We start from the raw sequence: 21,207 nt of genomic DNA, 5'->3' as shown, positions 1-21,207 counted from the left end.
TGAAGCTAGTGCCCATGAACAGCATCCAGGTCGCCGACGAGACGTTCGTCGCGGCTGATCCGGCGGCGGTGGGGCGCGCGGTCTCGGACTGTGCGAGCTGGCGGCGATGGTGGCCGGATCTGCGACTGGAGGTCGTCGAGGACCGCGCCGACAAAGGGGTGCGGTGGACGGTCACCGGTCCGCTGACCGGCACCATGGAAATCTGGCTCGAACCGGTGCTCGACGGCGTGCTGCTGCACTACTTTCTGCACGCCGAGCCTTCCGGCGTCGCGGCCTGGCAACTGGCCAAGATGAACCTGCCGAAGCTGACCCATGAGCGTCGGGTCGCCGGGAAACGGATGGCGTTCGAGGTGAAAACGACGCTGGAGGCGGCCCGCCCGGTGGGCGTCGCACCCCGGCACTGATATCGGGTCACACCCTGGGCCGGGAGGGTACCGTTTGTGGCCGAGGGAGCGCGATCTTCTCGGGTCGCGCAGCGCAAAGCGACGGGAATTGGCAACAGTGGCTGACAAGACGGCGCAGACCATCTACATTGACGCGGATCCCCGCACCGTGATGGACGTCATCGCCGATATCGGTGCGTACCCGCAGTGGGTCTCGGAGTACAAGGAGACCGAAGTTCTCGATTCCGACGAACAGGGTTACCCGCTGACTGCCCGGCTGGTGCTGGATGCCGCGGTACTCAAGGACACCATGGTCCTGTCCTACGACTGGCCTGCCGACCGCAAGTCGGTGCGCTGGTCGCTGGTGTCGAGCTCGCTGCTGAGGGCGCTCGACGGTGCATATACGTTGGCCCCCAAGGGTTCTGGAACCGATGTCACCTACGAACTGTCAGTGGACCTGGTCATCCCGATGATCGGGCTACTCAAGCGCAAGGCCGAGCGGCGGCTCACCGACACCGCCCTCAAGGACCTGAAGAAATGGGTCGAGGGCTGAGTGACCCCCGGTGACGCCCCCGCCGATGCGGGCCTGACTGACCAGGCCCGGATCAGCTTCTTCGTCGGCAAGGGCGGTGTGGGCAAGTCGACGCTGGCCTCGGCGACGGCGGTGCGCGCGGCACTGGCCGGCGAACGGGTGCTGGCGGTGTCGACCGACCAGGCCCACTCCTTGGGTGATGTCCTCGGTGTTGCGGTTGCGCCAACCGGTGGGCGTGAGCCGGTGCGGATTCTCACCGAAGAGGGCACCGACGCCGTCGGCGGCGGCCACCTCGACGCGCTCGCCCTGGACACCCTGGCGCTGTTGGAGGGCAGATGGCGGGCCATCGCGCCGGTTCTGGCCGCCAGATTCCCTGATTCTGATCTCAAAGACGTTGCCCCGGAGGAGCTTTCCGCACTGCCAGGGATTCAGGAGGTGCTCGGCCTGGCTGAGGTCGCGGCACTGGCCGACTCGGGCCGGTGGGATTACATCGTTGTCGACTGTGCCTCGACCGCCGACGCCATGCGGATGCTGACGTTGCCCGCGGCGTTCGCGATGTACATCGAGCGGGCCTGGCCGCGGCATCGCCGGCTCAGCGCTGCCCTCGACAGCGCGCACAGCGCCGCCACCGTGGCGGTGATCGAGGGGATCAGCGGCGGGGTCGAAGGGTTGTCCGCATTGCTCACCGATGGACGGCGGGTCAGTGCGCATCTGGTGTTGACCGCCGAGCGGGTGGTCGCCGCCGAGGCTGTGCGCACCCTGGGTTCGCTGGTGCTGATGGGGCTGCGGGTGGCTGAACTTATCGTCAATCAGATTCTGGTCCAGGATGATTCGTACGAGTACCGCAACCTGCCTGAGCATCCCGCCTTCGACTGGTACTCCGAGCGGATCGTCGAGCAGCAGGCGGTGCTCGACGAGCTCGCCGGTGCGATCGGCGACGTTGCGCTGGTCCTGGCGCCGCACCTGGCGGGTGAGCCGATCGGGGCCAAGGCGCTCGGCCAGCTGCTCGACAGCGCGCGCCGGCGAGACGGCTCGCCGCCGCCAGGGCCGCTGAAGCCCGTGGTGGATCGGGAATCAGGCTCGGGGGTCGATGTGATCTACCGCATGCGGCTAGAGTTGCCGCAAATCGATCCGGAAACACTGACACTGGGCCGGGTCGACGACGACTTGATCATCGGCGCCGCAGGGATGCGACGCCGCGTGCGACTGGCGTCGGTGTTGCGGCGGTGCATCGTGGTGGACGCGGCACTGCGCGGTACCGAGCTGACCGTGCGCTTTCGACCCAACCCGGAGGTGTGGCCCGCGTGAACGGCCCACATCCCGACTTGGGGCCCGAACTGCGTGCGCTGGCCCAGGCGATCCTGGACCGGCTCGATCCAGCCGTCCGTGCCGGCGCCGCAATGACCGCGGGCAGCCCACCGGGCAAATGTCAGCAGGTGTGGTGCCCGGTGTGTGCGCTGGCCGCGCTGGTCAACGGTGAACAGCACCCGCTGCTGACTGTTGTCGCCGAGCACAGCGTGGCTCTGGTGACGATGATCCGGGCGATGGTCGCCGAGGGCGGCGAAGGCGAGCCCGGACCCGGGCCCGACGGTGTACCACCCGATGAGCCCGGGCCGGATTCGCCTGGCCCCGGGCCGACCCGTTACCAACACATCCCGGTCAGCGTCGAGGAGTAAGCCGCCGCGGGCCCTGACTATCCGGTGTGAACCGGGCCTGACCTGTGGTCGGTGTCCGCCCGCCTGGGTAGAGTTAGCCCAAAGCGCGTGACCGATCGGGAGGCCCCATGTGGTACTGGCTGTTCAAGTACATCTTCATGGGCCCCCTGCTGGCATTGCTCGGTAGGCCGAAAGTTGAAGGGCTGGAATACGTTCCGGATTCCGGGCCGGTGATCTTGGCCAGTAATCACCTGGCGGTGGCGGACAGCTTCTATCTGCCGTTGGTGGTGAGCCGGCGGATCACGTTCCTGGCCAAGTCCGAATATTTCACCGGCACCGGCATCAAGGGCTGGTTCACCCGGTGGTTCTACACGGCCGCCGGTCAGGTGCCGATCGACCGTGCCGACGCCGATGCCGCCCAGGCCGCACTGACCACCGCCGAGCGACTGCTGAAGCAGGGCAAGCTGCTCGGCATGTATCCCGAGGGCACCCGCTCACCGGACGGCCGGCTCTACAAGGGCAAGACCGGGCTGGCTCGGCTGGCACTGGAAACTCAGGTTCCGGTGATTCCGGTCGCGATGATCGGAACTGACGTCGTGAACCCGCCCGGATCGAAAATGTGGCGCTTCGGCCGGGTGACGGTGCGCTTCGGCAAGCCGATGGATTTCTCCCGATTCGACGGTCTGGCCGGCAACCGGTTCATCGAGCGCGCCGTCATCGACGAGGTCATGTACGAGCTGATGGAGCTGTCCGGCCAGGAGTACGTCGACATCTACGCCGCGACGCTGAAGAACACGGACCCTAAGCCGGGTGGACCAGGTGAGCCACCGGCGCGGATCCCGGAGACCGCCGCGGGGTAGCGCCCGCCGTGGCCACCGTCAGCCCCGCGACCACGATCACCGCGAGCGCCCACCACACGTAGGACATCCCCAGCAGCTGGCGCCACCACGACGCCGTCTCCTCGTGGTGCTTGGGCAGCAACTCCAGGGGAACCCACACCATCACCACCACCCCGACGGCGGTGACCAGACCGAGTGCGACATTGCGGCGACGGTAGGCGATGACCGTGCCGGTGACGACCGCTGGCAGTGCCCACACCCAGTGGTGCGACCACGACACCGGCGAGACCATCAGTCCGAACAGGGCCACGCACATCAGCGCCAGGGTCGTTTCATCCCCCGAATCTCCTGCTGCGGCGGAGGCTGCCATCAGCACTCGCCGGACCGCCCAGATCGTCAGCGCCAGCGCCGCGAAGCATGCCAGCGTCCACAGGACGAAGTGGGTGCTCTTGTCCAGGCCGAGCCGGGCCAGCGCGCCGGCGATGTTCTGGTTGGTGTTGAGCTCCGCGCTGCCGATGCGGTCGGTGTGCAGCACCGTCGTGGTCCAGTACTCCGCCGAATCGCGCCACGCCAGTGCGCAGCCCAGCAGGCTGGCGGCGATGAACGAGGCGACCGCGGTCAGGGCGGCGCGGCCGTCCCGGCGCAGGACGAAGTACAGCAGGAACACCGCGGGTGTCAGCTTCAGCGCGATCGCGATGCCCAGCAGCATTCCGCGCGGCCAGGGGGTGCGCCGCGGCAGACAGTCCGCGATCACCAGCGTCATCAGCACGACGTTGATCTGGCCGAAGTCGAAGTTGGCGTCGATCGGCTCGAGGTACATCACGGCCAGCGCCACGATCCCCGCGGCCAGCCAGGCGCGACGCAGCCATGCCGGCTCCCGGGTGGCCGCTGAGACCGGCCAGACGGCCAGGCGGGTCAGCACGATCCAGGTGGACAGCAGCACCAGGATCAGCGTGATGACCGTGATGGTCACGCTGGCCACCGGCAACGACATCCAGGCGAATGGGCTGAAGACGATGGCCGCCAGCGGGGGATAGGTGAACGGCAGGTTCAACCCGGCCAGCGTGTGGAACATCGCGTCGCCGGCATACAGCGGCCGGCCGTCCAGCCAGGCCTGCCCGCCCATCCGGTAGACCTCGATGTCGATGCGGTAAGGGATCTTCGCGAACAACAGCCAGCCGGCGTTGATGACCAGCGCGATGATCGCCACCTGCGTCACCCGCCACGCCGCGGTCAGCCAGGGCCCTGTCACACTGCCCACGCCGGGCAACCGCTGCATAGTCATGTCGCCACCAGACTATCTCCGGGGTGCGACGCGCCGAGAGTTATCCCGGCCGTGCCGGCCCCCATCGGGGTTATCGGGCGTATCTTCTGACCCCGTGTCCTTCCACCTGCACTTCGACGTCGTCGCCCCCGGGCGCGTGCCGCTGATGTGGTGCCTGATCGCGTTCATCCTCACGTTCTTCGTGACCAGGACGATCGTGCGCTACATCCGCCACAACGCCGGCAACGACGCTCCCCGCAAGTGGTGGCAACCGCGCAACATCTCCGGCCGCGGAGGGCTGCACATCCACCACGTCGTGATCGGCATCGTCTTGGTGATGATCTCCGGAGTCACCATGGTGACCCTGGCTGTCGACGGCGGGATCGGTGAATTCACTGCAGCGGCAATCATTTTCGGGATCGGCGCGGCCCTGGTACTGGACGAGTTCGCGCTGATCCTGCATCTGGAGGACGTGTACTGGGCCGAGGACGGCCGGGCGTCGGTGGACGCGGTGTTCGCCGCGATCGCCGTCGCGGGCCTGTTGATCATGGGATTCAACCCGTTGTCGTTCTTCGACATCGGGATCTGGCGCGCGGACGACTCGGTCGGGGCCCGCGCCGTCGTCGTCGTCTTCGCCGCACTGACCCTGGCGCTAGCAGTGGTCGTGTTGCTCAAGGGCAAGGTCTGGACCGGTCTGGTCGGCATGTTCATCACGCCACTGCTGTTTGTCGGCGCCATCCGGTTGTCCCGGCCGCACGCCCCGTGGGCGCGCTGGCACTACCAGGACAAACCCCGCAAGATGCACCGCGCCCTGGAGCGTGAACGCTATGTGCGCCGGCCCGTGGTGCAGGCCAAGCTGTGGTTGCAGCACATCATCGCCGGTGAGCCGAGCTTCCCGGCCGATACCGAGGTGGACGCCGAACTCGACCGCGAGATCCATGCGGCGCCACCACCGCCAACCGCTGGCGCTGAGCCGCAGGTCTCGACGGGATAGGGTGTGCGCCAGTGCGGTACTTCTACGACACCGAGTTCATCGACAATGGCCGGATCATCGACCTGATCTCGATCGGGGTGGTGGCCGAGGACGGGCGCGAGTTCTACGCGATCTCCACCGAATTCGACCCCGAGTCGGCCGGCAAGTGGGTGCGCACCAACGTGCTGCCGAAACTGCCGAGCCCGTCGTCGCAGCTGTGGCAATCCCGACGTCAGATCCGGGAGAGCCTGGAGGAGTTCTTCGGCATCGACGGTGACGAGCCGATCGAGCTGTGGGCCTGGGTGGCCGCCTACGATCACGTCGCCCTGTGCCAGTTGTGGGGACCGATGACCAGCCTGCCGCCCCAGATCCCGCGGTTCACCCGCGAGTTGCGCCAGTTCTGGGAAGAGCGGGGCTGCCCGCGGATGCCACCTCGGCCGCACGACACCCACGATGCGCTCGTCGACGCCCGCCACAACCTGCGCCGCTATGTGCTGATGACCACCGGCGTCGACCGCGGTGCGGCCAGTACGGAGCGGTAAAAGGGGGTGCACGCCCCGGTTACCATGGACGGGTGAATTGGACCGTTGATGTACCCATCGAACAGCTGCCGTCGCTGCCGCCGCTGCCCGCTGATCTGCGCGGACGCCTCGACGCCGCGCTGAGCAAGCCGGCCGCCCAGCAGCCCAGCTGGGATGCCGGCCAGGCACAGGCGATGCGGACGGTTCTGGAGAGTGTGCCACCGGTCACCGTGCCCTCCGAGATCGAGAAGCTGTCCGCCCAGCTGGCCGCGGTGGCCCGCGGTGAGGCATTTCTGCTGCAGGGCGGCGACTGTGCCGAGACGTTCGCCGACAACACCGAGCCGCACATCCGGGCCAACATCCGCACGCTGCTGCAGATGGCGGTCGTGCTGACCTACGGTGCCAGCCTTCCGGTGGTCAAGGTCGCCCGCATCGCCGGGCAGTACGCCAAGCCGCGCTCGTCGGACACCGACGCGCTCGGACTCAAGTCCTACCGCGGTGACATGGTCAACGGCTTTGCCCCGGATGCCGCTGTGCGCGAACATGATCCGTCCCGGCTGGTGCGGGCTTACGCCAACGCCAGCGCGGCAATGAACCTGGTGCGCGCGCTGACCTCGTCGGGATTGGCCTCACTGCACCTGGTGCACGACTGGAACCGCGAGTTCGTTCGTACCTCACCGGCGGGGGCCCGCTACGAGACGCTGGCCGGCGAGATCGACCGCGGCCTGAAGTTCATGAGTGCCTGCGGGGTGAACGACCGCAACCTGGACACGGCCGAGATCTACGCCAGCCACGAGGCGCTGGTGCTCGACTACGAGCGGGCGATGCTTCGCTTGAGCCAGGAGTTCCCGCTCGAGGCGCCCGAGTCTCGGCTCTACGACTTGTCGGCACACTATGTCTGGATCGGGGAGCGCACCCGCCAGCTCGACGGCGCACACATCGCCTTCGCCGAGACGATCGCCAACCCGATCGGGGTGAAGATCGGCCCGACCACGTCGCCGGAGCTGGCCGTGGAGTACGTCGAACGGCTCGATCCGCACAACAAGGCCGGCCGGCTGACGCTGGTCAGCCGGATGGGCAACCACAAAGTGCGCGACGTGCTGCCGCCGATCATCGAGAAGGTGCAGGCCTCGGGTCACCAGGTCATCTGGCAGTGCGACCCGATGCACGGCAACACCCACGAGTCCTCGACGGGCTACAAGACCCGCCACTTCGACCGGATCGTCGACGAGGTGCAGGGCTTCTTCGAGGTGCACCGCGCACTGGGCACCCATCCCGGCGGCATCCACGTCGAGATCACCGGAGAGAACGTCACCGAATGCCTCGGCGGCGCGCAGGACATCTCCGACACCGATCTGGCCGGCCGCTACGAGACGGCCTGCGATCCGCGGCTGAACACCCAGCAGAGTCTTGAGCTGGCGTTCCTGGTCGCGGAGATGCTGCGCGACTGAGGATTTCGCGCGAGCAGTCGGCGCGATCGCGGCTGGCAACGGGTTGGCGGCCAACCCAGTACGGAGAAGGCGTGACCATCGGTGAACGCCGTCTTCCGTGGGGGGCCTTGGTGTTTCGCGTCGCACCGCTGTTGATCGTGCCGGTGTTTCTCGGCCTCAGCATATTTCCCGGCCGATTCCAGGTCTCGTGCTCGTACGCTCTGCTGTCGATCTGCGCGGCATTCTGCTTCGGCGCAGGTTGGCGCTGGCCCGCCCTTGCGTCATTCGCCATATCGGCGCTGGCGGTTCCGCTGTTCGCCGCCGAAGCGTGGGGGCTGTCCGGCTTGGTCCCGTACCTGGGCGCGGTCGCGCTAGCCGACGTTGCCGCTCGCAGCGCACGCGCTCTGCCGGTTGTCGCCACGACCGCAGCGTGGTCTACGGCAGTTATCGTCGGGTACTCGTTGGATGACCATACGTCGTTGCGGAACGCTGCCACGTTGGTAACTGCCGCTGCGGTTGTCGCAGTGCCGGTTCTGGCCGGACTCTATCTGCGAGCTCAGCGGCGACTCGCCACAATGTACCGACAGCGCGCCGAAGACGCGGAGCTGCAAAGAGCGGCATCAGAAGCGGTGGTGCGGTCGCAGGAACGCACCGCGATGGCGCGTGAGCTACACGATGTCGTCGCACATCACATGGCGTCGATAGTTCTGCGAATCGCTGTGGCGCAGCATGCTATTCACGATATTTCCCCAGGCGTGACCGCGGTGCTCGACGATGTTCATGGCACCGCCTCGGCTGCGCTGACAGACATTCGCCGACTACACGATGCGTTACGTGACCCGGAGTTGAGCCAGGTGACGATGATCGAATCCGACACACTCTGGACCGAGATCGACGCGGCCACCGCACGGGCTGCGGCCGCGGGTTTGCGCATGAGCACGCGAATTGATCGAAGTGTGGGCGGATTGGACGTCATGTCCCGGCTCACCCTGCTGCGGGTGACGCAGGAGGCGCTGACGAATGTGATGAAGTACGCCACGCTGTCAGACCCCGTCGAGCTGACCATCGACCACCAGGACGACGGCGTCGCGATTCGGGTCAGCAACACCTGCGCATCTCCGAGCCCGCCGAGCGGCACTGGTCACGGGATCATCGGAATGACCGAGCGGCTGCACCTCGTCGGCGGGCGATTCGATGCCCGTCGCGTTGGCCGGCTGTGGGTGCTCGAAGCGTGGATTCCGCAACGGGTCGCCGGGGCGGGGGACGCGCGATGACGGCCGGGATTCGTGTGCTGCTCGTCGACGACCAGAAGCTGGTACGGGCCGGCCTGCGCATGCTGTGCGAGGCGACCGAGGACCTCGACGTGGTGGGCGAAGCCGCGGACGGTGAGCAAGCGGTCCGACTGGCCGCAGAACTCGCGCCAGACGTCATCCTGATGGACCTGCGGATGCCCGGATTGGACGGCGTCGCAGCCACCCGACTGCTGACCTCCACCAGGCCGGAGTCCAAGATACTGGTGCTCACCACGTTCGACGACGATGAGCATCTCTACCCGGCGCTGGCCGCCGGTGCGGCAGGTTTTCTGGTCAAGGACACGTCCCCGGCCCAGCTCGCCGATGCTATCCGGCGAACCGCTGACGGTGACGTCACGGTGTCACCACATCTGCTGCGGCGGTTGGTCGCCAAGGCGGTGACGGAAAGCGGCGTCGAGCGATCACCGGAGCCGGTGTCGTTGACGGCGCGCGAGCGCGACGTGCTGGCGTTGCTCAGCACGGGTTTGTCCAATCGGCAGATTGCCGAGGAACTTCATCTGGGGCTGACCACGGTGAAAACCCATGTGGCCAACCTGTTGGATAAGACAGGTTGCGCAAACCGCGTTCAGCTCGCGATCTACGGGTGTCAGTGCATGGAGTGACCGCTGCCCGCGGGCATCTGCCCCAGCATCGGGGCGGGTGTCTGGCCCGGTGCGAGCACCAGAAACTGGCCCATCATCCCGCGGTCTTCGTGCATCGCCAGATGGCAGTGGTACATGTAGGGGAAGGTCGCGTCGGTGTAGTCGGTGAAGCGTACCGCCAGCCGAATCCGCTGTCCCGGTGCGACGTACACGGTGTCCTTGTAGCCGGCAAGCGCTGGTACCGGCGGCGATCCGTCAACGTCGATGATGCGGAATTGAGTGTCGTGGACGTGGAAGTTGTGCGGCCAATTGTCGATGTTGCGAACCGTCCAGATTTCGGTCGTGTCGACGGTTGTATCGAAGTCGATGACATCCATGTCCATCCGCTCCCCGTCGATCATGAACCAGCGCAGGTCGAACGTCCGCGTCGCCGTCGCCCGCGATATGTCGGGGGTGGGGATGGCCGCGAGCACGGCTGGAACCTCGCCGCCGGATCGCAGTGTCGCGTCGGGGCGGAGCTCCAGAATCTCAAAGGTGTCGTCGAGCCCGCATCGCTTCGCCTCGGACGGGGACACCCCGGCGTTGTCGTCGAAGGCGAACGATCGAAGGGAAACGGGTGCGCCCGAACGCAGTTCGACCACGATCTCCATCCGTTCGCCGGGGCTCAGCCGGACGCGCTTGGCCTCGACCGGCGCCGACAGCAGGCCCCCGTCGCTGCCCACGATGAAGAAGGGCCGGTCGTCGCTGAAACCCAGGTTGTAGAGCCGACCTCCGGAGCCGTTGAGGATGCGAAGCCGCACCCGTTGCGACTGGACCTGAAGGTACGCGTCGGCCACCCCGTTGGTGATGATCGTGTCGCCCAGCAGCCCGACGTGTGTCGAATCTGACTCGTCCAGGGTGCCGGACGCGGTGAACCGGCGGTCCTGGATGACCAGCGGGATGTCGTCGTGGCCGTAGTCATGCGGGAGCTGGCCCGAGGACGCGTCATCCACGATGAAAAAGCCCGCCAGCCCGCGATAGATGTGCTTCTCGGTCGCGCCGTGGGGATGGGGGTGATACCACAATGTCGCCGCCGGCTGGCGGACCGTCCATGTCGGTTGCCACTGCCCCCCGGATTCGACGACCTGGTGGGGGCCGCCGTCGCACCGCGCGGGCACGTGCATTCCGTGCCAATGCACGGACGTCGGCTCCGGCAGATCGTTGTCGAAGTGCACGGCGACGGTCTCACCGTCCTTGGCCCGAAGGGTCGGACCGAGGATCGATCCGTTGTAGCCCCACGTTGGGGTGTGCTGCCCGGCACGAATCTCCGATGTTCCGGCGGCGGCCCGCAGCGAGAAGATCCGGGTCTGCTTGTCATCGAGCGTTGATTCGGCCAGTGGGGGGATCGGCAGCGGGCGTTTACCGCCGTTGTTCGTCGGTGTTGCGGGAGGGCGGCCCGAACACGCCAGCGAAAGCGCTATCGGGCTCGCCGCCAACCCGAGCAGGAATCCTCGACGGGATACCGATGGCACTGTTGCTCCGAAGGGTCGTGGCTGGATTCTGACATCCACAGTCTTCGGTGCCGTGACGGTGCGGCGGATCGGCCCGGTGGCCGGTCAATCCCGAACAAAGATCCTCCATCGGGCCCTTGATTCGGACGCTCCGTTCCGGTATGGGAACTGGCCCGATTCGCGCTACGAGGCTCGGGTAGCGAAGATCCCGGCCGCAGGATCGGCGGTGATCTGGTCGCTGTCGGTGTCGTAGTCGAACAATTCGCCGTAGCGGCCCCAGCCGATGGCCGTATCCAGTTGCTGGCGAGCGTCATCCGGCCCGAACCCACGCCGCAGCAGATCGAGGAAGAATCCTGCGCGCAGGCTTCCGTCGGACGACGTGGCCAACGCGCGGCAGATGGTGCGCACCAGCGGCGCTCGCTGGCGGGCTTGCGCGGCAAAGATTTGCTTGCTGGTCTGAATGTCAGCCGTGGTGAATTCTTGTCCAGTTGGTGACAATTCGAGATCACCTTCGCTGACGTGCAGGAATCCCAGCATCGCGGCGGCATCGACCAGTGGGAGCAGATCGTCGATGTCGAAGTTGAGTTCGGCAGCGATGTCAGGCAGATCGGCGCGGCCACCCTGGGCGTAGACGATCTCCACCAACCCGGCCAGCCCGCCGACGGTGGCATTGGGCAACGGTCTGCTGGTGGGGGTGGCCGCAGCGGGTTCGGTTGTGTCGGTGTCGGTATCGATGCCGGTGAGCAAGCCGTAGAGCTTGTCCACGATGCTCTCGAACGCCCGCGAACGCCGGTCCCTCGGTCGATCCAGCTCGACGGTCACTTCGGCGCGGATGTGCCCAGGGTTGGCCCCCAGCACGATCACCCGGTCGGCCAGCAACACCGCTTCTTCGATGTTGTGGGTCACCAGGCAGATCGCCTTGGTCGGGAACTCCTTGGCACCCCAGAGCGTCATCAGTTCGTTGCGCAGGTTCTCGGCGGTCAGTACGTCCAACGCCGAGAACGGCTCGTCCATCAGCAGCAGGTCAGGCTCGAGGACCAGCGCCCTGGCGAAACCGACGCGCTGGCGCATGCCGCCCGAAAGTTCCTTGGGATAGGCCGATTCGAAGCCGTCCAGGCCGATCACGTCGATCGCTTTCAGCGCGCGTTGTCGTCGCTCCTGCGGTCCGACCCCCCTGGCGGCCAGGCCGAGCTCCACGTTGTCCTGGACGGTCAGCCAGGGCATCAACGCGAAAGTCTGGAACACCATGGCCGTGCCGGGGTTGGCGCCGTTGAGTTCGGTGCCGCGGTAGCGTACGGCCCCGGAGCTGGGAGCGATCAGGCCTGCGACGGTGCGCAGCAGCGTGGACTTGCCGGAGCCCGAACGCCCCAGCAACGCCACGATTTCGCCCTCGATCAGGTCGAGACTGATGTCGTCGAGCACGAGCAGCGTGTCACCGGCGGCGCCGGTGAAACTCTTGGTGACGTGGTCCAGCGAAATGATCACCTGGTCACGACCGGTCATGAGGACACCTCCATCGAGCAGTTGTCAGGCCAGCGAGTAGCGACGTTCGGACAGTGCGTACAGCCGCCGCCAGAACACCCGATTCGTCAATACGACAAAGAAACTCATCACGATGACGCCGATCAGGATGCGGCCCCAGTCCCCGGCGGCGGTCGCCTCGGTGATGTAGGAACCCAAGCCGGTGGCGGTCAACGTGGAGCCGTGGTAGCTGACGACCTCGGCCACGATCGACGCGTTCCACGCGCCGCCGGCCGCCGTGATACCGCCGGTGATGTAGCTGGGGAAGATCGCCGGCAGGACGAGCTTGCGCCACTTCAGCGCCGTGGGCAGCATCAAGTTGGCTGACGCCTCCCGCAGGTCGTTGGGGATCGCGCTGGCCCCGGCGATGACGTTGAACAGGATGTACCACTGCGAGCCGAGCGCCATCAGCAGGATTCCGCCGATGTTCAGGCCGATACCGGTGGCGATAAGGCCCGCGGTCACCAGCGGGAACAAGAAGTTGGCCGGGAAGGACGCCAGCACTTGAACGACGGGCTGGGCGAGCCGGGAGACCCGTGGATTCATCCCGATCCACACTCCGACCGGCACCCACAACAGCGTCGAAACGACCACCACCACGATCACCCGCGCGAAGGTCGCCAGGCCCAACAGCAGCGCATGGCCCACCTCGCCGAAGCCCACGCCGTCGCCGATGTAGGTGACCACCCGGTACGCCCCGTACGCAACGACGGCGCCGACGGCCAGTGCGAACACCGCGTCGCCCACCCGGCGACGGATCGGCGCGCTCCGAAGCGGCCGGTCGGCAATGCCGAACAGTGACATCACCCGGTCGAGCGGCTGGATCAAGCGACCCAGCGGCCGGCCGGCGAGCTCCGGTATCCGTGAGCGGCGCAACACATCCAGGGTGATACTGCGCGGTGCTTCGGCGGCTTCAGACTCCTCGACGCGGAACCGCTCGGCCCAGGCGGTCAGAGGGCGCCAGAACAACACATTGACCGAGATGACGAGCACCACCATCAAGGCGACGGCGAGCATCACCTTCTTGAGGTCGCCCTCGTCGCTGGCTGCCGCCACGTAGGCGCCGATGCCAGGCAGAGCGAACTGGTGCCCGTTGACACTCAACGCCTCCGAGGCGGTGAGGAAGAACCAGCCGCCGCCGAAGCTCATCATGCCGTTCCAGACCAGCGGAATCATTCCGCCGGGCAGATCGACTCGCCAGAACCGTTGCCAGCGCGACAGCCGCAGGAGTCGGGATGCCTCGTCGAAGTCACGGGCCTGGGATTTCAGCGAGTAGTAGAAGGCGAACGTCATGTTCCACGCCTGGGAGGTGAAGATCGCGAAGATCGACGCGCACTCCAGACCCAGTTCAGAACCCGGGAACAGGGCGATGAAGCCGGTCACCGTGATCGACAGGAAGCCGAGGATGGGCACCGACTGCAGGATGTCGAGCACCGGGATGAGCACCTTCTCGGCCCGCCGGGATCGTGCGGCAGCTGTTGCGTACACGAAGGTGAACACCACCGACAGTGCGAGCGCGATGAACATGCGCAGCAGCGATCTCGCGGCGTAGTACGGCAGATCGGCCGGATCGGTCGACACCGATGTCGGGGCGTGTTCCACCGTCCAGGGCACATCGGCGGTCGAACCCACGCGGACGATCAGCCAGAGCAGTGCGGCAGCGCCGGCGAACACCGCGATATCGGCGGCCCGGCTGGTCGCCGGACGCGCCAGGGCGCCCCGGCTCGGAAACGTGGTGGTGGCCATGCGTGATCACCCGACCTTCGGACATTGGTGGCGGGCACGTGGCGGCCCAGGGTCTCGTGGGGTGTGTCCATGCCCTCGCAGCACCGACCTCGCCGTCGGTGTGCGTGTCCTCGGAAAGTGGGAATTCAGCCGCGCTGACGCGGCGTCCGCACGTTTCCGAGCCGGGCACGGATGCGGGAACTACTTCCCTCGTCCATGGTGGTCACCTCCGGCTGTCGACGTTGCGGACACACGCGAAACTGCGTGTGCGGAGCACAGTAGACCCCATTGCCGATGCCCGGGTCAACTTGGAGTTTCCTGGTGATCAGCTGAATCTGGCTTTGGCAGAACAGATGTCGTGAAGCGGATCGGCCACCGCTCGCGTCGGCTGGGTCGCGGCTACATTGCCGCTATTGTCCGATCAGCGCCTGTAGGTTGGTCCCGAGCGTCCAGCCGGCCGCGGCCACCCCGCCGGTGAGCAGCAGCACGACCAGCATCCAGAACACCAGTGACCGCCGGGCGCGCTGACGCTCCCAGATGAACTCGCCGATCTCGATACCGGCGAATTGGCTTGGTGATTCCGGGCTTTCGTCCTCGGTCGCAGTGGCCTGCCAGTCCTGTGGGTCGCGGATGAGCTGCCGGGTGGGATTCTTGCCTGCTTGCGGCGGCGCCAGCGGTGGTGCTGGTGCGGCCCGATAGTCGTCGGTTGGCCGGCTGTGAAACGCCGTGGCGGCCGTGTGCTGAGCGGAGTTTTTCGGCGCTGGCACACGGAATTTCGGAAGCGCCAGCTCGTCTGCGATCGCGTCGAGATCCTCGGCCATCTCCTCGGCGTCGGCGAACCGCTCGTCGGGATTGCGCGCGGTGGCCCGCGCGATGAACTCGTCGAATTGCCGGGGCACCCCGCTGATCGCCGTGCTGGGCGGCGGCACGTCGTTATCCATTCGCTGATAGGCCACGGTCAGCGGATTGTCACCGGTGAACGGCGCTGTGCCGGTGATTAATTCGTAGGCCAAGACCCCGACGGCATACACATCGCTGCGGGCGTCGGCCAAGCCGCTGCTGACCTGTTCGGGGGATAGGTAGGCCGCGGTGCCCAGGATGACGCTGGTCGAGGTGATGCCGGCTTCGGCCACTGCGCGCACCAGGCCGAAGTCGACGAGCTTGACCTCACCCTCGTCGGAGATCAGAACGTTCTCGGGTTTGACGTCGCGGTGCACCAGCCCGGCGTGATGCGCGGTGGCCAGACCCCCGAGCACCGGGCGCAGCACCGCCGCAGCGGCGTGTGGCGGCATCGGGCCGCGTTCGCGCAGTAGTTCGCGCAGCGTGCCGCCCTCGACCAGCTCCATGACGAGAAAAGGAGCCTCCCGACTCGACCCACCGCCGCCCTGGTCGTAGACCGCGACCAGGCCGGGGTCCTTCAGCCTCGCCACCGCGCGGGCTTCACGCTGGAAGCGGGTCAGGAACTGGCTGTCGTCGGCGTAGCGCGCATCCATCACCTTCAGCGCCACCGGCCGGTCCAGGCGGACGTCCAGGCCGCGATACACGGTCGACATTCCGCCGGTCGCGATCTTGGCGTCGACGCGGTACCGGCCTTCCAGCAACACGCCGTTGAGTGGGTCCGACGTCACCGCCACATGGTATGCCGTGCCGGTCGGGTCTCGGTCTTACACTAGGGGGGTGAGCAGCATTCCGGCCGGCGAGGACATTCTCGATCCCGACGAGCCCGTCTACAATCTTCCCGAAGTCGCTGAGTTGTTGCACATCCCGGTGACCAAGGTCCACCAGCAGTTACGCGAGGGCCACTTGGTGGCGGTCCGGCGTGGCGGCGTCCCGATGATTCCGAAGGCTTTCCTCAACGAGCACGGCGAGGTGGTCCGAAGTTTGCCCGGCTTGCTGGCCGTCTTGCGCGACGGCGGTTATCGCGACACGGAGATCCTGCGCTGGTTGTTCACCGCTGATCCATCCCTGACGGTGACCCGCGACGGATCACGTGAGTCGGTCAGCAACGCCCGCCCGATCGATGCGCTGCACGCGCACCAGGCCCGCGAGGTGATCCGGCGCGCTCAGGCCATGGCTTACTGAGCGAATACCAGGCGGCCAGTGCGCAGGCCGTGGCCAGCAGCACGTGGATCCACGAGTACATGCCGTGCGAGCCGTCCGGCTTGAAGATCACCATGATCCACGTGGAGAACCCGGCGATCAGTGCGATCGCCGCGCGGGACTGCGCCAGCGCCGACATCACGGCCAGCGGCCAGGTGTAGTACCAGGGGAGTGCGGCGGGCACGAAGAGCACCACCATCAGCATCGCCCACGCGATGCCCGTCAGCGCCTCGCGGTCGTCGTGACGAAACCGCCACCACAGCAGCGGAAGTGACACCGCGATGATGATGATCCCGGCGATGCGGGTGACTTCGAGGACGGCGTAGAAGTTCACCGGCATGAACAGGCTGCCGACGGCGTTGGTGAGGTTGGCGATCGCGGTCGGGATGGTCAGCCAGTTGATGATCTTCACCGAACCGGCCAGCGCTGTCAGCCAGCCCAGGCCCACCCCGGCGACCCAGGACAACACCGCGAACACCGCGATGAAGATCGCCACCGATGCTGCCGATGCCGTGGCGAAAGCCCTTATGGCAGAGAGATTCTTTGTCTGCCGCAGGTGCCGCATCCACACCCATACCATGAACGGCAGGGCCAACACCGCGGTGGCTTTCACCGCGACGGCGATGGCGATCAGCGCCGCGCCGGCGGCGTGCCGGCGGGCGAAGGTCAGCGCGATGCCGGCCATCATCAGCCCGACCATCAGCATCTCGTTGTGCACGCCGCCCATCAGGTGGATGATCACCAGCGGGTTGAGCACACAAATCCACAGGGCCACCGCGCCATTCGCGCCGATATGGCGGGCGACCCGGGTGCCGCCCAGATCAGCATCGCTAATCCGGGCAGCATGCACAGCCGCAGCAGCATCGTCCCGGCCACCACGTGATCGCCGACCAGCGTGGTAACGAATCGGGCCACCAGGATGAACGCCGGCCCGTAGGGTGCGGTGGTGGTCGTCCAGATCGGGCTGACGTTGTCCAGCAATGAGTTCTGGTTCTCCACCGGCCCGACCGCGTAGGGGTCGAGGCCGTCGCGCAACAGCGCGCCCTGCGCCAGATACGAGTAGGTGTCGCGGCTGAACAGCGGAACGCTCAGCAGTAGCGGGGCCAGCCAAAACCCTGTCGTCGCGATCATCGTGTAATCGCTGACGTCGGCATCAGGCTGCGTAACGCGCCGCCCCACCCACAGCCAGGCCACCAGCATCACCACGACGCCGCCCCACAGCAGCACCGAGGACACCACCAGGCCGTGGCCGAACCGCAGCCACGACAAGTGGATCGACTCGAGCAACGGGTCGTGCAGGCGGGTGCTTCCGGCACCCAGCCCGCCGAGCGTGATCAGTGCCGCGCCGAGGAAGCCGAGCAGCGCCGGCCGCCCCTCGTCGCCGGCGGTGAACGCCGCCAGGCGCGCGAGGCCGGCCTGGGGTTTGGGTGGGGTGGGTGTGATTGCGGACATGGGTCTAGGCCGACCGGTTGGCGGCCAATCTGGCGAGCTCGGTCAGACCGGTTTTCGCCGGCGCGTTGATCGGCGCGTTCTCCAGCAGCCCCAGTGCGCGGTGGGTGAGCAGTTCGATGCGCGCTTCCACCGCGGCCAGCGCCCCGACCGATTCGATGATGTCGCACAGCTCGCGCACCGCGGCGTCGGTGAGCTCGGTGCCGACGCCGGCCCGCAGCCGGTCGGCGGCCGCCGGGTCGGAGGCGGTGGCCCGTTCGACGGCTTCGGCCAGCAGTACGGTGCGTTTCCCGGAGCGCAGGTCGTCGCCGGACGGCTTGCCCGTCACCGCGGGATCCCCGAACACACCGAGAACGTCGTCGCGCAGCTGAAACGCGACACCCAGGTCGGTGCCCAACTCGTAGAAAATGGCCTGTACGTCGGGCCGGTCGGCGGCGGCCGCGGCGCCTAGCTGCAGCGGGCGCGAGATGGTGTACGACGCGGTCTTGAAGGTATTGACGTTCATCGCCGACTCGATCGACTCGGCGCCACTGGATTCGGCGACGATGTCGAGGTACTGGCCGCCGAGGACCTCGGTGCGGATATCGGACCACACGCGCTGGAGGCGCCGACGGCCGTCGACGGGCAGATCCACCCCGGCGACGATGTCGTCGGCCCATACCAGCGACAGGTCGCCCAGCAGGATGGCCGCCGAGCGGCCGAACTGCTCGGAGGAGCCCCGCCAACCGCGGCTGCGATGCAGTTCGGTGAAGTGGACGTGGGCCGTCGGCCAGCCGCGCCGGGTCGCCGAATCGTCGATGACGTCGTCGTGGACCAGCGCGCAGGCGTGCAGCAGCTCCAGCGCCGAGAACAGCAGCAGGATCCCGTCGTCCACTGCCGCGTCGGGCTCGGCGGTCACCGCGCGATATCCCCAGTACGCGAACGCGGGGCGCACACGTTTGCCACCGCGCAGGACGAAGTCCTCCAGAGCGGCGATGAGCCCGTCGTAGTCGGTGCCGATGTAAGCGGCGTCGGCGCGGCGCCCTGCGAGGTATCCCCGCAGTTGATCAGTGACGGCGCCGGCCAGCTGGACGACCGACGGAGCTGTTGCTTCGACGCTCAGCGCGGCGCCCCTTTCTGTGTACGCGGGTGGGTGCAACCAGACTAGAGCGTCCCCACTGCTCAGGCCCTAACCAGCCCTTCTGAGCATCAGTTGTCGGCCTGATCGGCGTTGGTGAACCGCGGTGAACGGTCCCGGCTGACCCAAGCCAGCGTCCCGATCACGCCGCAGACCACCAGTGCGCCGAGCCCGAGCCATAGCGCCGCGCCGGTGAACGAACGGGTGCTGGGGTCGGTGTAGCGGGCCTGGGCGCTCATGGTCGACACGACACCCGGCTTGAGCTTCCATTCGACGACGTCGGTGTCGAGCCGGTTGCCGTTGGTCGAGGTCACTTCGCCGGGGAAGGACACCGTCAACTCCACATCGGCGTCGGGGTCGCTGACGCTGGTCAGGTCGACCCGGCCTTCGAGGATCACCAGGCTGCCGGCCCGCCGCAGGGAGATGTCCACCCCGGCCGCCTCACGATTGAGGTTGGCCAGCTGAGGCACCTCGGCGAAGCTCAGGTTCGAGAACACGGCCTGGGAGCCGACGTAGTCGTCCGTGTCGTACTTCGACACCGAGATCTTCTGGCTGAAGGGCACATTGAGATCGAACTGCGGCCCCTGATCGCCGGCATCGCGCGGTTTCGCGGCCGCGAGAATCTGCCCGGAGACCTGGTCGTCGGGCGACACGGTGATCGAGGCGTGGACGCGCACGCAGCCGACTGCCAGTGGCGCCACAAGGAGCAACAGCAACGCCACGGCGCGTAAGCGCAGGCGGCGGGATCGGTCGCGCACGTGGGTATCGTGCCAGATTCGGGCTAAAGCGGGAGGCTGCGGCCCAGAATGGCGAACGCTCGCGGGTCGCCGGCGAAGTGGTAGCCGCGGATCACGTCGGTGAAGCCAAGCCGCCGATACAGCCGCCAGGCGCGGTTGGCCTCGCCGATGATCTCTGGGGTGGACAGCAGCACATGGGCTTCCGTGCGGCCGCTCAGCAGGCGCCGGGCGAGTGCCTCACCCAGTCCGCGGCCCTGGGCGTTCGGGTGGATGTGCAACTCGGTGAGCTCGAAGTAGTCACGCATCAGCCGGCCGACGTCGTCGGCAGGCATGCCGATCCGATGCAGCCCCGCGACGACCTGCTGCTGCCACCATTGGTCGGGCGCTCCGCAGTACCCGTAGGCGATTCCGAGCAGGGGAGCGCCAGAGAGTGCTTCGGCGCTGGGCTGTTGACCGATGGCGTCGGTCGCGTCGACTTCAATGGCCGCAACGCCCTTCCATCCCTGTCGGCGGGTGTGCTCGAGCCACATCGCGGCCCGCTGGCCCTCGGTGCCACGCGGGTAGCGCATGGCGTCGACATACACGGTCAGCGCGTCGTGGAGACGCTGCGCCATATCGTCAGGCGACAGATCGATGAGGAAAGTCGCCAACGCCTCAGTGCCCTTCCTCGTCTGCGGATCAGTCATGGGTGTGAGGCCATTATCCGGGCAGTCCCGGCCCGAGCTTCACCGGTGAGGTGATGACGTGCCTCTTACGTCGCGATGGCGGGAACAGAACAACCCCTGGACACAGCTACAATCGGGTGGACCAACTAGGTGGTACGGCGCACCTTCAGCTCGTATCATTTGGTTAGTTGCCCCGTAATCGCTGGGCAGTCAAGTTTTATCGGAATCGTGACCGGCCGCGTCGGCAAGGAGGGACGAATGCCACTCTCCGATCATGAGCAGCGCATGCTCGATCAGATCGAGAGCGCACTCTATGCCGAGGACCCCAAGTTCGCCTCGAGCGTACGGGGCGGAACGCTGCGGGCTCCCTCCACGCGTCGACGACTGCAGGGCGCCGGTCTGTTCGTGATCGGCCTGGCGATGCTGGTTGCCGGGGTCGCGTTCAAGGCGACGATGATCGGCAGCTTCCCGATCCTGTCGGTGGTCGGCTTCGTGGTGATGTTCGGTGGCGTCGTATTCGCGATCACCGGTCCGCGCGTCGCCGGCGGACGGGACAAGTCCGGCCCGTCCTCGTCGTCCGGTCCGCGTCAACGCAAGGCCAAGGGCGGCGGCGGTTCGTTCACCAGCCGCATGGAGGATCGTTTCAGGCGTCGTTTCGACGAGTGAGCGGGAACGTCTCGCGTACGGGGTAGCCATCCGGCTGCCCCGTTTTTGTTTGCGCGCGGCGAGATCGACACGAGGGCCGTGCATTCGCGCTGCGGGCAACCCTGGTGTCGATTTCGGGCACGCCCCACATCCCCCACACCGCCCCACTAGCGGTTGACCTGGTCTTTTGTCGACGTCGGTGGTGCTTTGCGGTGCCACATTGCGCGCTTGGTGGCAGAAAGTGGTGGACCGCGGCCGAAATCGGGC

The 21,207-nt window shown here is 66.9% G+C and carries 20 protein-coding genes and 1 pseudogene; 12 read left to right on the top strand and 9 right to left on the bottom strand.

Annotated features, from left to right (window positions below; genetic code table 11):
* The first annotated feature begins 14 nt into the window (after nt 1-14).
* The 5 genes from G6N38_RS29250 (at nt 15) to G6N38_RS29230 (ending at nt 3,430) form a co-directional block, all read left to right on the top strand.
* Complete coding sequence (locus G6N38_RS29250; protein ID WP_163751562.1) at nt 15-404, top strand: polyketide cyclase / dehydrase and lipid transport; 390 nt, start codon at nt 15-17, stop codon at nt 402-404.
* Nucleotides 405-501: 97 nt separating this feature from the next.
* Nucleotides 502-936, top strand: a complete 435-nt coding sequence (locus tag G6N38_RS29245) for an SRPBCC family protein (RefSeq protein ID WP_163751561.1) — start codon at nt 502-504, stop codon at nt 934-936.
* Nucleotides 937-2,223 (top strand): ArsA family ATPase, encoded by a 1,287-nt coding sequence (locus G6N38_RS29240; protein WP_197748111.1) that lies wholly within the window; start codon nt 937-939, stop codon nt 2,221-2,223.
* Complete coding sequence (locus tag G6N38_RS29235) at nt 2,220-2,591, top strand: hypothetical protein (RefSeq protein WP_163751560.1); 372 nt, start codon at nt 2,220-2,222, stop codon at nt 2,589-2,591. The genes G6N38_RS29240 and G6N38_RS29235 overlap by 4 nt, the downstream gene beginning before the upstream one ends.
* Nucleotides 2,592-2,698: 107 nt before the next feature.
* Nucleotides 2,699-3,430, top strand: a complete 732-nt coding sequence (locus tag G6N38_RS29230) for a lysophospholipid acyltransferase family protein (protein WP_163751559.1) — start codon at nt 2,699-2,701, stop codon at nt 3,428-3,430.
* On the opposite strand, the gene G6N38_RS29225 is transcribed toward G6N38_RS29230, so the two are convergent.
* Complete coding sequence (locus G6N38_RS29225) at nt 3,372-4,694, bottom strand: glycosyltransferase 87 family protein (RefSeq protein WP_163751558.1); 1,323 nt, start codon at nt 4,692-4,694, stop codon at nt 3,372-3,374. The genes G6N38_RS29230 and G6N38_RS29225 overlap by 59 nt on opposite strands.
* 145 nt (nt 4,695-4,839) lie before the next feature.
* On the opposite strand from G6N38_RS29225, the gene G6N38_RS29220 reads away from it, so the two are divergent.
* The 5 genes from G6N38_RS29220 to G6N38_RS29200 all read left to right on the top strand — a co-directional run bounded on the left by G6N38_RS29220 (nt 4,840) and on the right by G6N38_RS29200 (nt 9,512).
* Complete coding sequence (locus G6N38_RS29220; RefSeq protein ID WP_246228119.1) at nt 4,840-5,667, top strand: hypothetical protein; 828 nt, start codon at nt 4,840-4,842, stop codon at nt 5,665-5,667.
* A gap of 11 nt (nt 5,668-5,678) precedes the next feature.
* On the top strand, nt 5,679-6,188 hold the full coding sequence (locus G6N38_RS29215) for a polyadenylate-specific 3'-exoribonuclease AS (protein WP_163751556.1): 510 nt from the start codon (nt 5,679-5,681) through the stop codon (nt 6,186-6,188).
* Between the two features lie 32 nt (nt 6,189-6,220).
* Nucleotides 6,221-7,618, top strand: coding sequence for a class II 3-deoxy-7-phosphoheptulonate synthase (locus tag G6N38_RS29210; protein ID WP_163751555.1), 1,398 nt, complete (start codon nt 6,221-6,223; stop codon nt 7,616-7,618).
* A 71-nt stretch (nt 7,619-7,689) separates the two neighbouring features.
* Complete coding sequence (locus G6N38_RS29205; protein WP_246227513.1) at nt 7,690-8,871, top strand: sensor histidine kinase; 1,182 nt, start codon at nt 7,690-7,692, stop codon at nt 8,869-8,871.
* Complete coding sequence (locus G6N38_RS29200) at nt 8,868-9,512, top strand: response regulator (RefSeq protein ID WP_163751554.1); 645 nt, start codon at nt 8,868-8,870, stop codon at nt 9,510-9,512. The genes G6N38_RS29205 and G6N38_RS29200 overlap by 4 nt, the downstream gene beginning before the upstream one ends.
* On the opposite strand, the gene G6N38_RS29195 is transcribed toward G6N38_RS29200, so the two are convergent.
* The 4 genes from G6N38_RS29195 to G6N38_RS29180 all read right to left on the bottom strand — a co-directional run bounded on the left by G6N38_RS29195 (nt 9,497) and on the right by G6N38_RS29180 (nt 15,861).
* Nucleotides 9,497-11,002 (bottom strand): multicopper oxidase family protein, encoded by a 1,506-nt coding sequence (locus tag G6N38_RS29195; RefSeq protein ID WP_163751553.1) that lies wholly within the window; start codon nt 11,000-11,002, stop codon nt 9,497-9,499. The two genes, G6N38_RS29200 and G6N38_RS29195, sit on opposite strands and share 16 nt — an antisense overlap.
* Before the next feature lie 162 nt (nt 11,003-11,164).
* Nucleotides 11,165-12,484: an ABC transporter ATP-binding protein gene (locus tag G6N38_RS29190; protein ID WP_163751552.1), complete on the bottom strand. Its 1,320-nt coding sequence runs from the start codon at nt 12,482-12,484 to the stop codon at nt 11,165-11,167.
* A gap of 24 nt (nt 12,485-12,508) precedes the next feature.
* Entirely contained in the window at nt 12,509-14,248 is a 1,740-nt protein-coding gene (locus G6N38_RS29185; protein ID WP_163751551.1) for an ABC transporter permease, read from the bottom strand.
* 389 nt (nt 14,249-14,637) lie between these two features.
* Complete coding sequence (locus G6N38_RS29180) at nt 14,638-15,861, bottom strand: protein kinase domain-containing protein (protein ID WP_163751550.1); 1,224 nt, start codon at nt 15,859-15,861, stop codon at nt 14,638-14,640.
* Between the two features lie 43 nt (nt 15,862-15,904).
* On the opposite strand from G6N38_RS29180, the gene G6N38_RS29175 reads away from it, so the two are divergent.
* The gene (locus tag G6N38_RS29175) at nt 15,905-16,309 is read left to right on the top strand and encodes an Rv2175c family DNA-binding protein (RefSeq protein WP_163751549.1); all 405 of its coding nucleotides are present in this window, start codon (nt 15,905-15,907) and stop codon (nt 16,307-16,309) included.
* Here G6N38_RS29175 and G6N38_RS29170 read toward each other — a convergent pair.
* The 4 genes and pseudogenes from G6N38_RS29170 to G6N38_RS29155 form a co-directional block, all read right to left on the bottom strand.
* Nucleotides 16,227-17,779 (bottom strand): annotated as a pseudogene (locus G6N38_RS29170) (alpha-(1->6)-mannopyranosyltransferase A). The gene G6N38_RS29175 and the pseudogene G6N38_RS29170 overlap by 83 nt on opposite strands.
* A gap of 4 nt (nt 17,780-17,783) precedes the next feature.
* On the bottom strand, nt 17,784-18,842 hold the full coding sequence (gene idsA2 / locus G6N38_RS29165) for a bifunctional (2E,6E)-farnesyl/geranyl diphosphate synthase (protein ID WP_163752558.1): 1,059 nt from the start codon (nt 18,840-18,842) through the stop codon (nt 17,784-17,786).
* Between the two features lie 122 nt (nt 18,843-18,964).
* Complete coding sequence (locus G6N38_RS29160) at nt 18,965-19,651, bottom strand: LppM family (lipo)protein (protein ID WP_163751548.1); 687 nt, start codon at nt 19,649-19,651, stop codon at nt 18,965-18,967.
* Nucleotides 19,652-19,674: 23 nt separating this feature from the next.
* Nucleotides 19,675-20,316, bottom strand: coding sequence for a GNAT family N-acetyltransferase (locus G6N38_RS29155; protein ID WP_246227511.1), 642 nt, complete (start codon nt 20,314-20,316; stop codon nt 19,675-19,677).
* Nucleotides 20,317-20,553: 237 nt separating this feature from the next.
* Between G6N38_RS29155 and G6N38_RS29150 the strand changes: the two genes are divergently transcribed.
* Complete coding sequence (locus tag G6N38_RS29150) at nt 20,554-20,961, top strand: SCO2097 family morphological protein (protein ID WP_163752553.1); 408 nt, start codon at nt 20,554-20,556, stop codon at nt 20,959-20,961.
* The last annotated feature ends 246 nt before the right edge of the window (nt 20,962-21,207 follow it).

Origin of the sequence: Mycolicibacterium helvum, from assembly GCF_010731895.1 — a bacterium.
GTDB lineage: Bacteria > Actinomycetota > Actinomycetes > Mycobacteriales > Mycobacteriaceae > Mycobacterium > Mycobacterium helvum.
The sequence above is the reverse complement of the archived record's forward strand: the minus strand, read 5'-3'. Positions and strand labels throughout refer to the sequence as shown.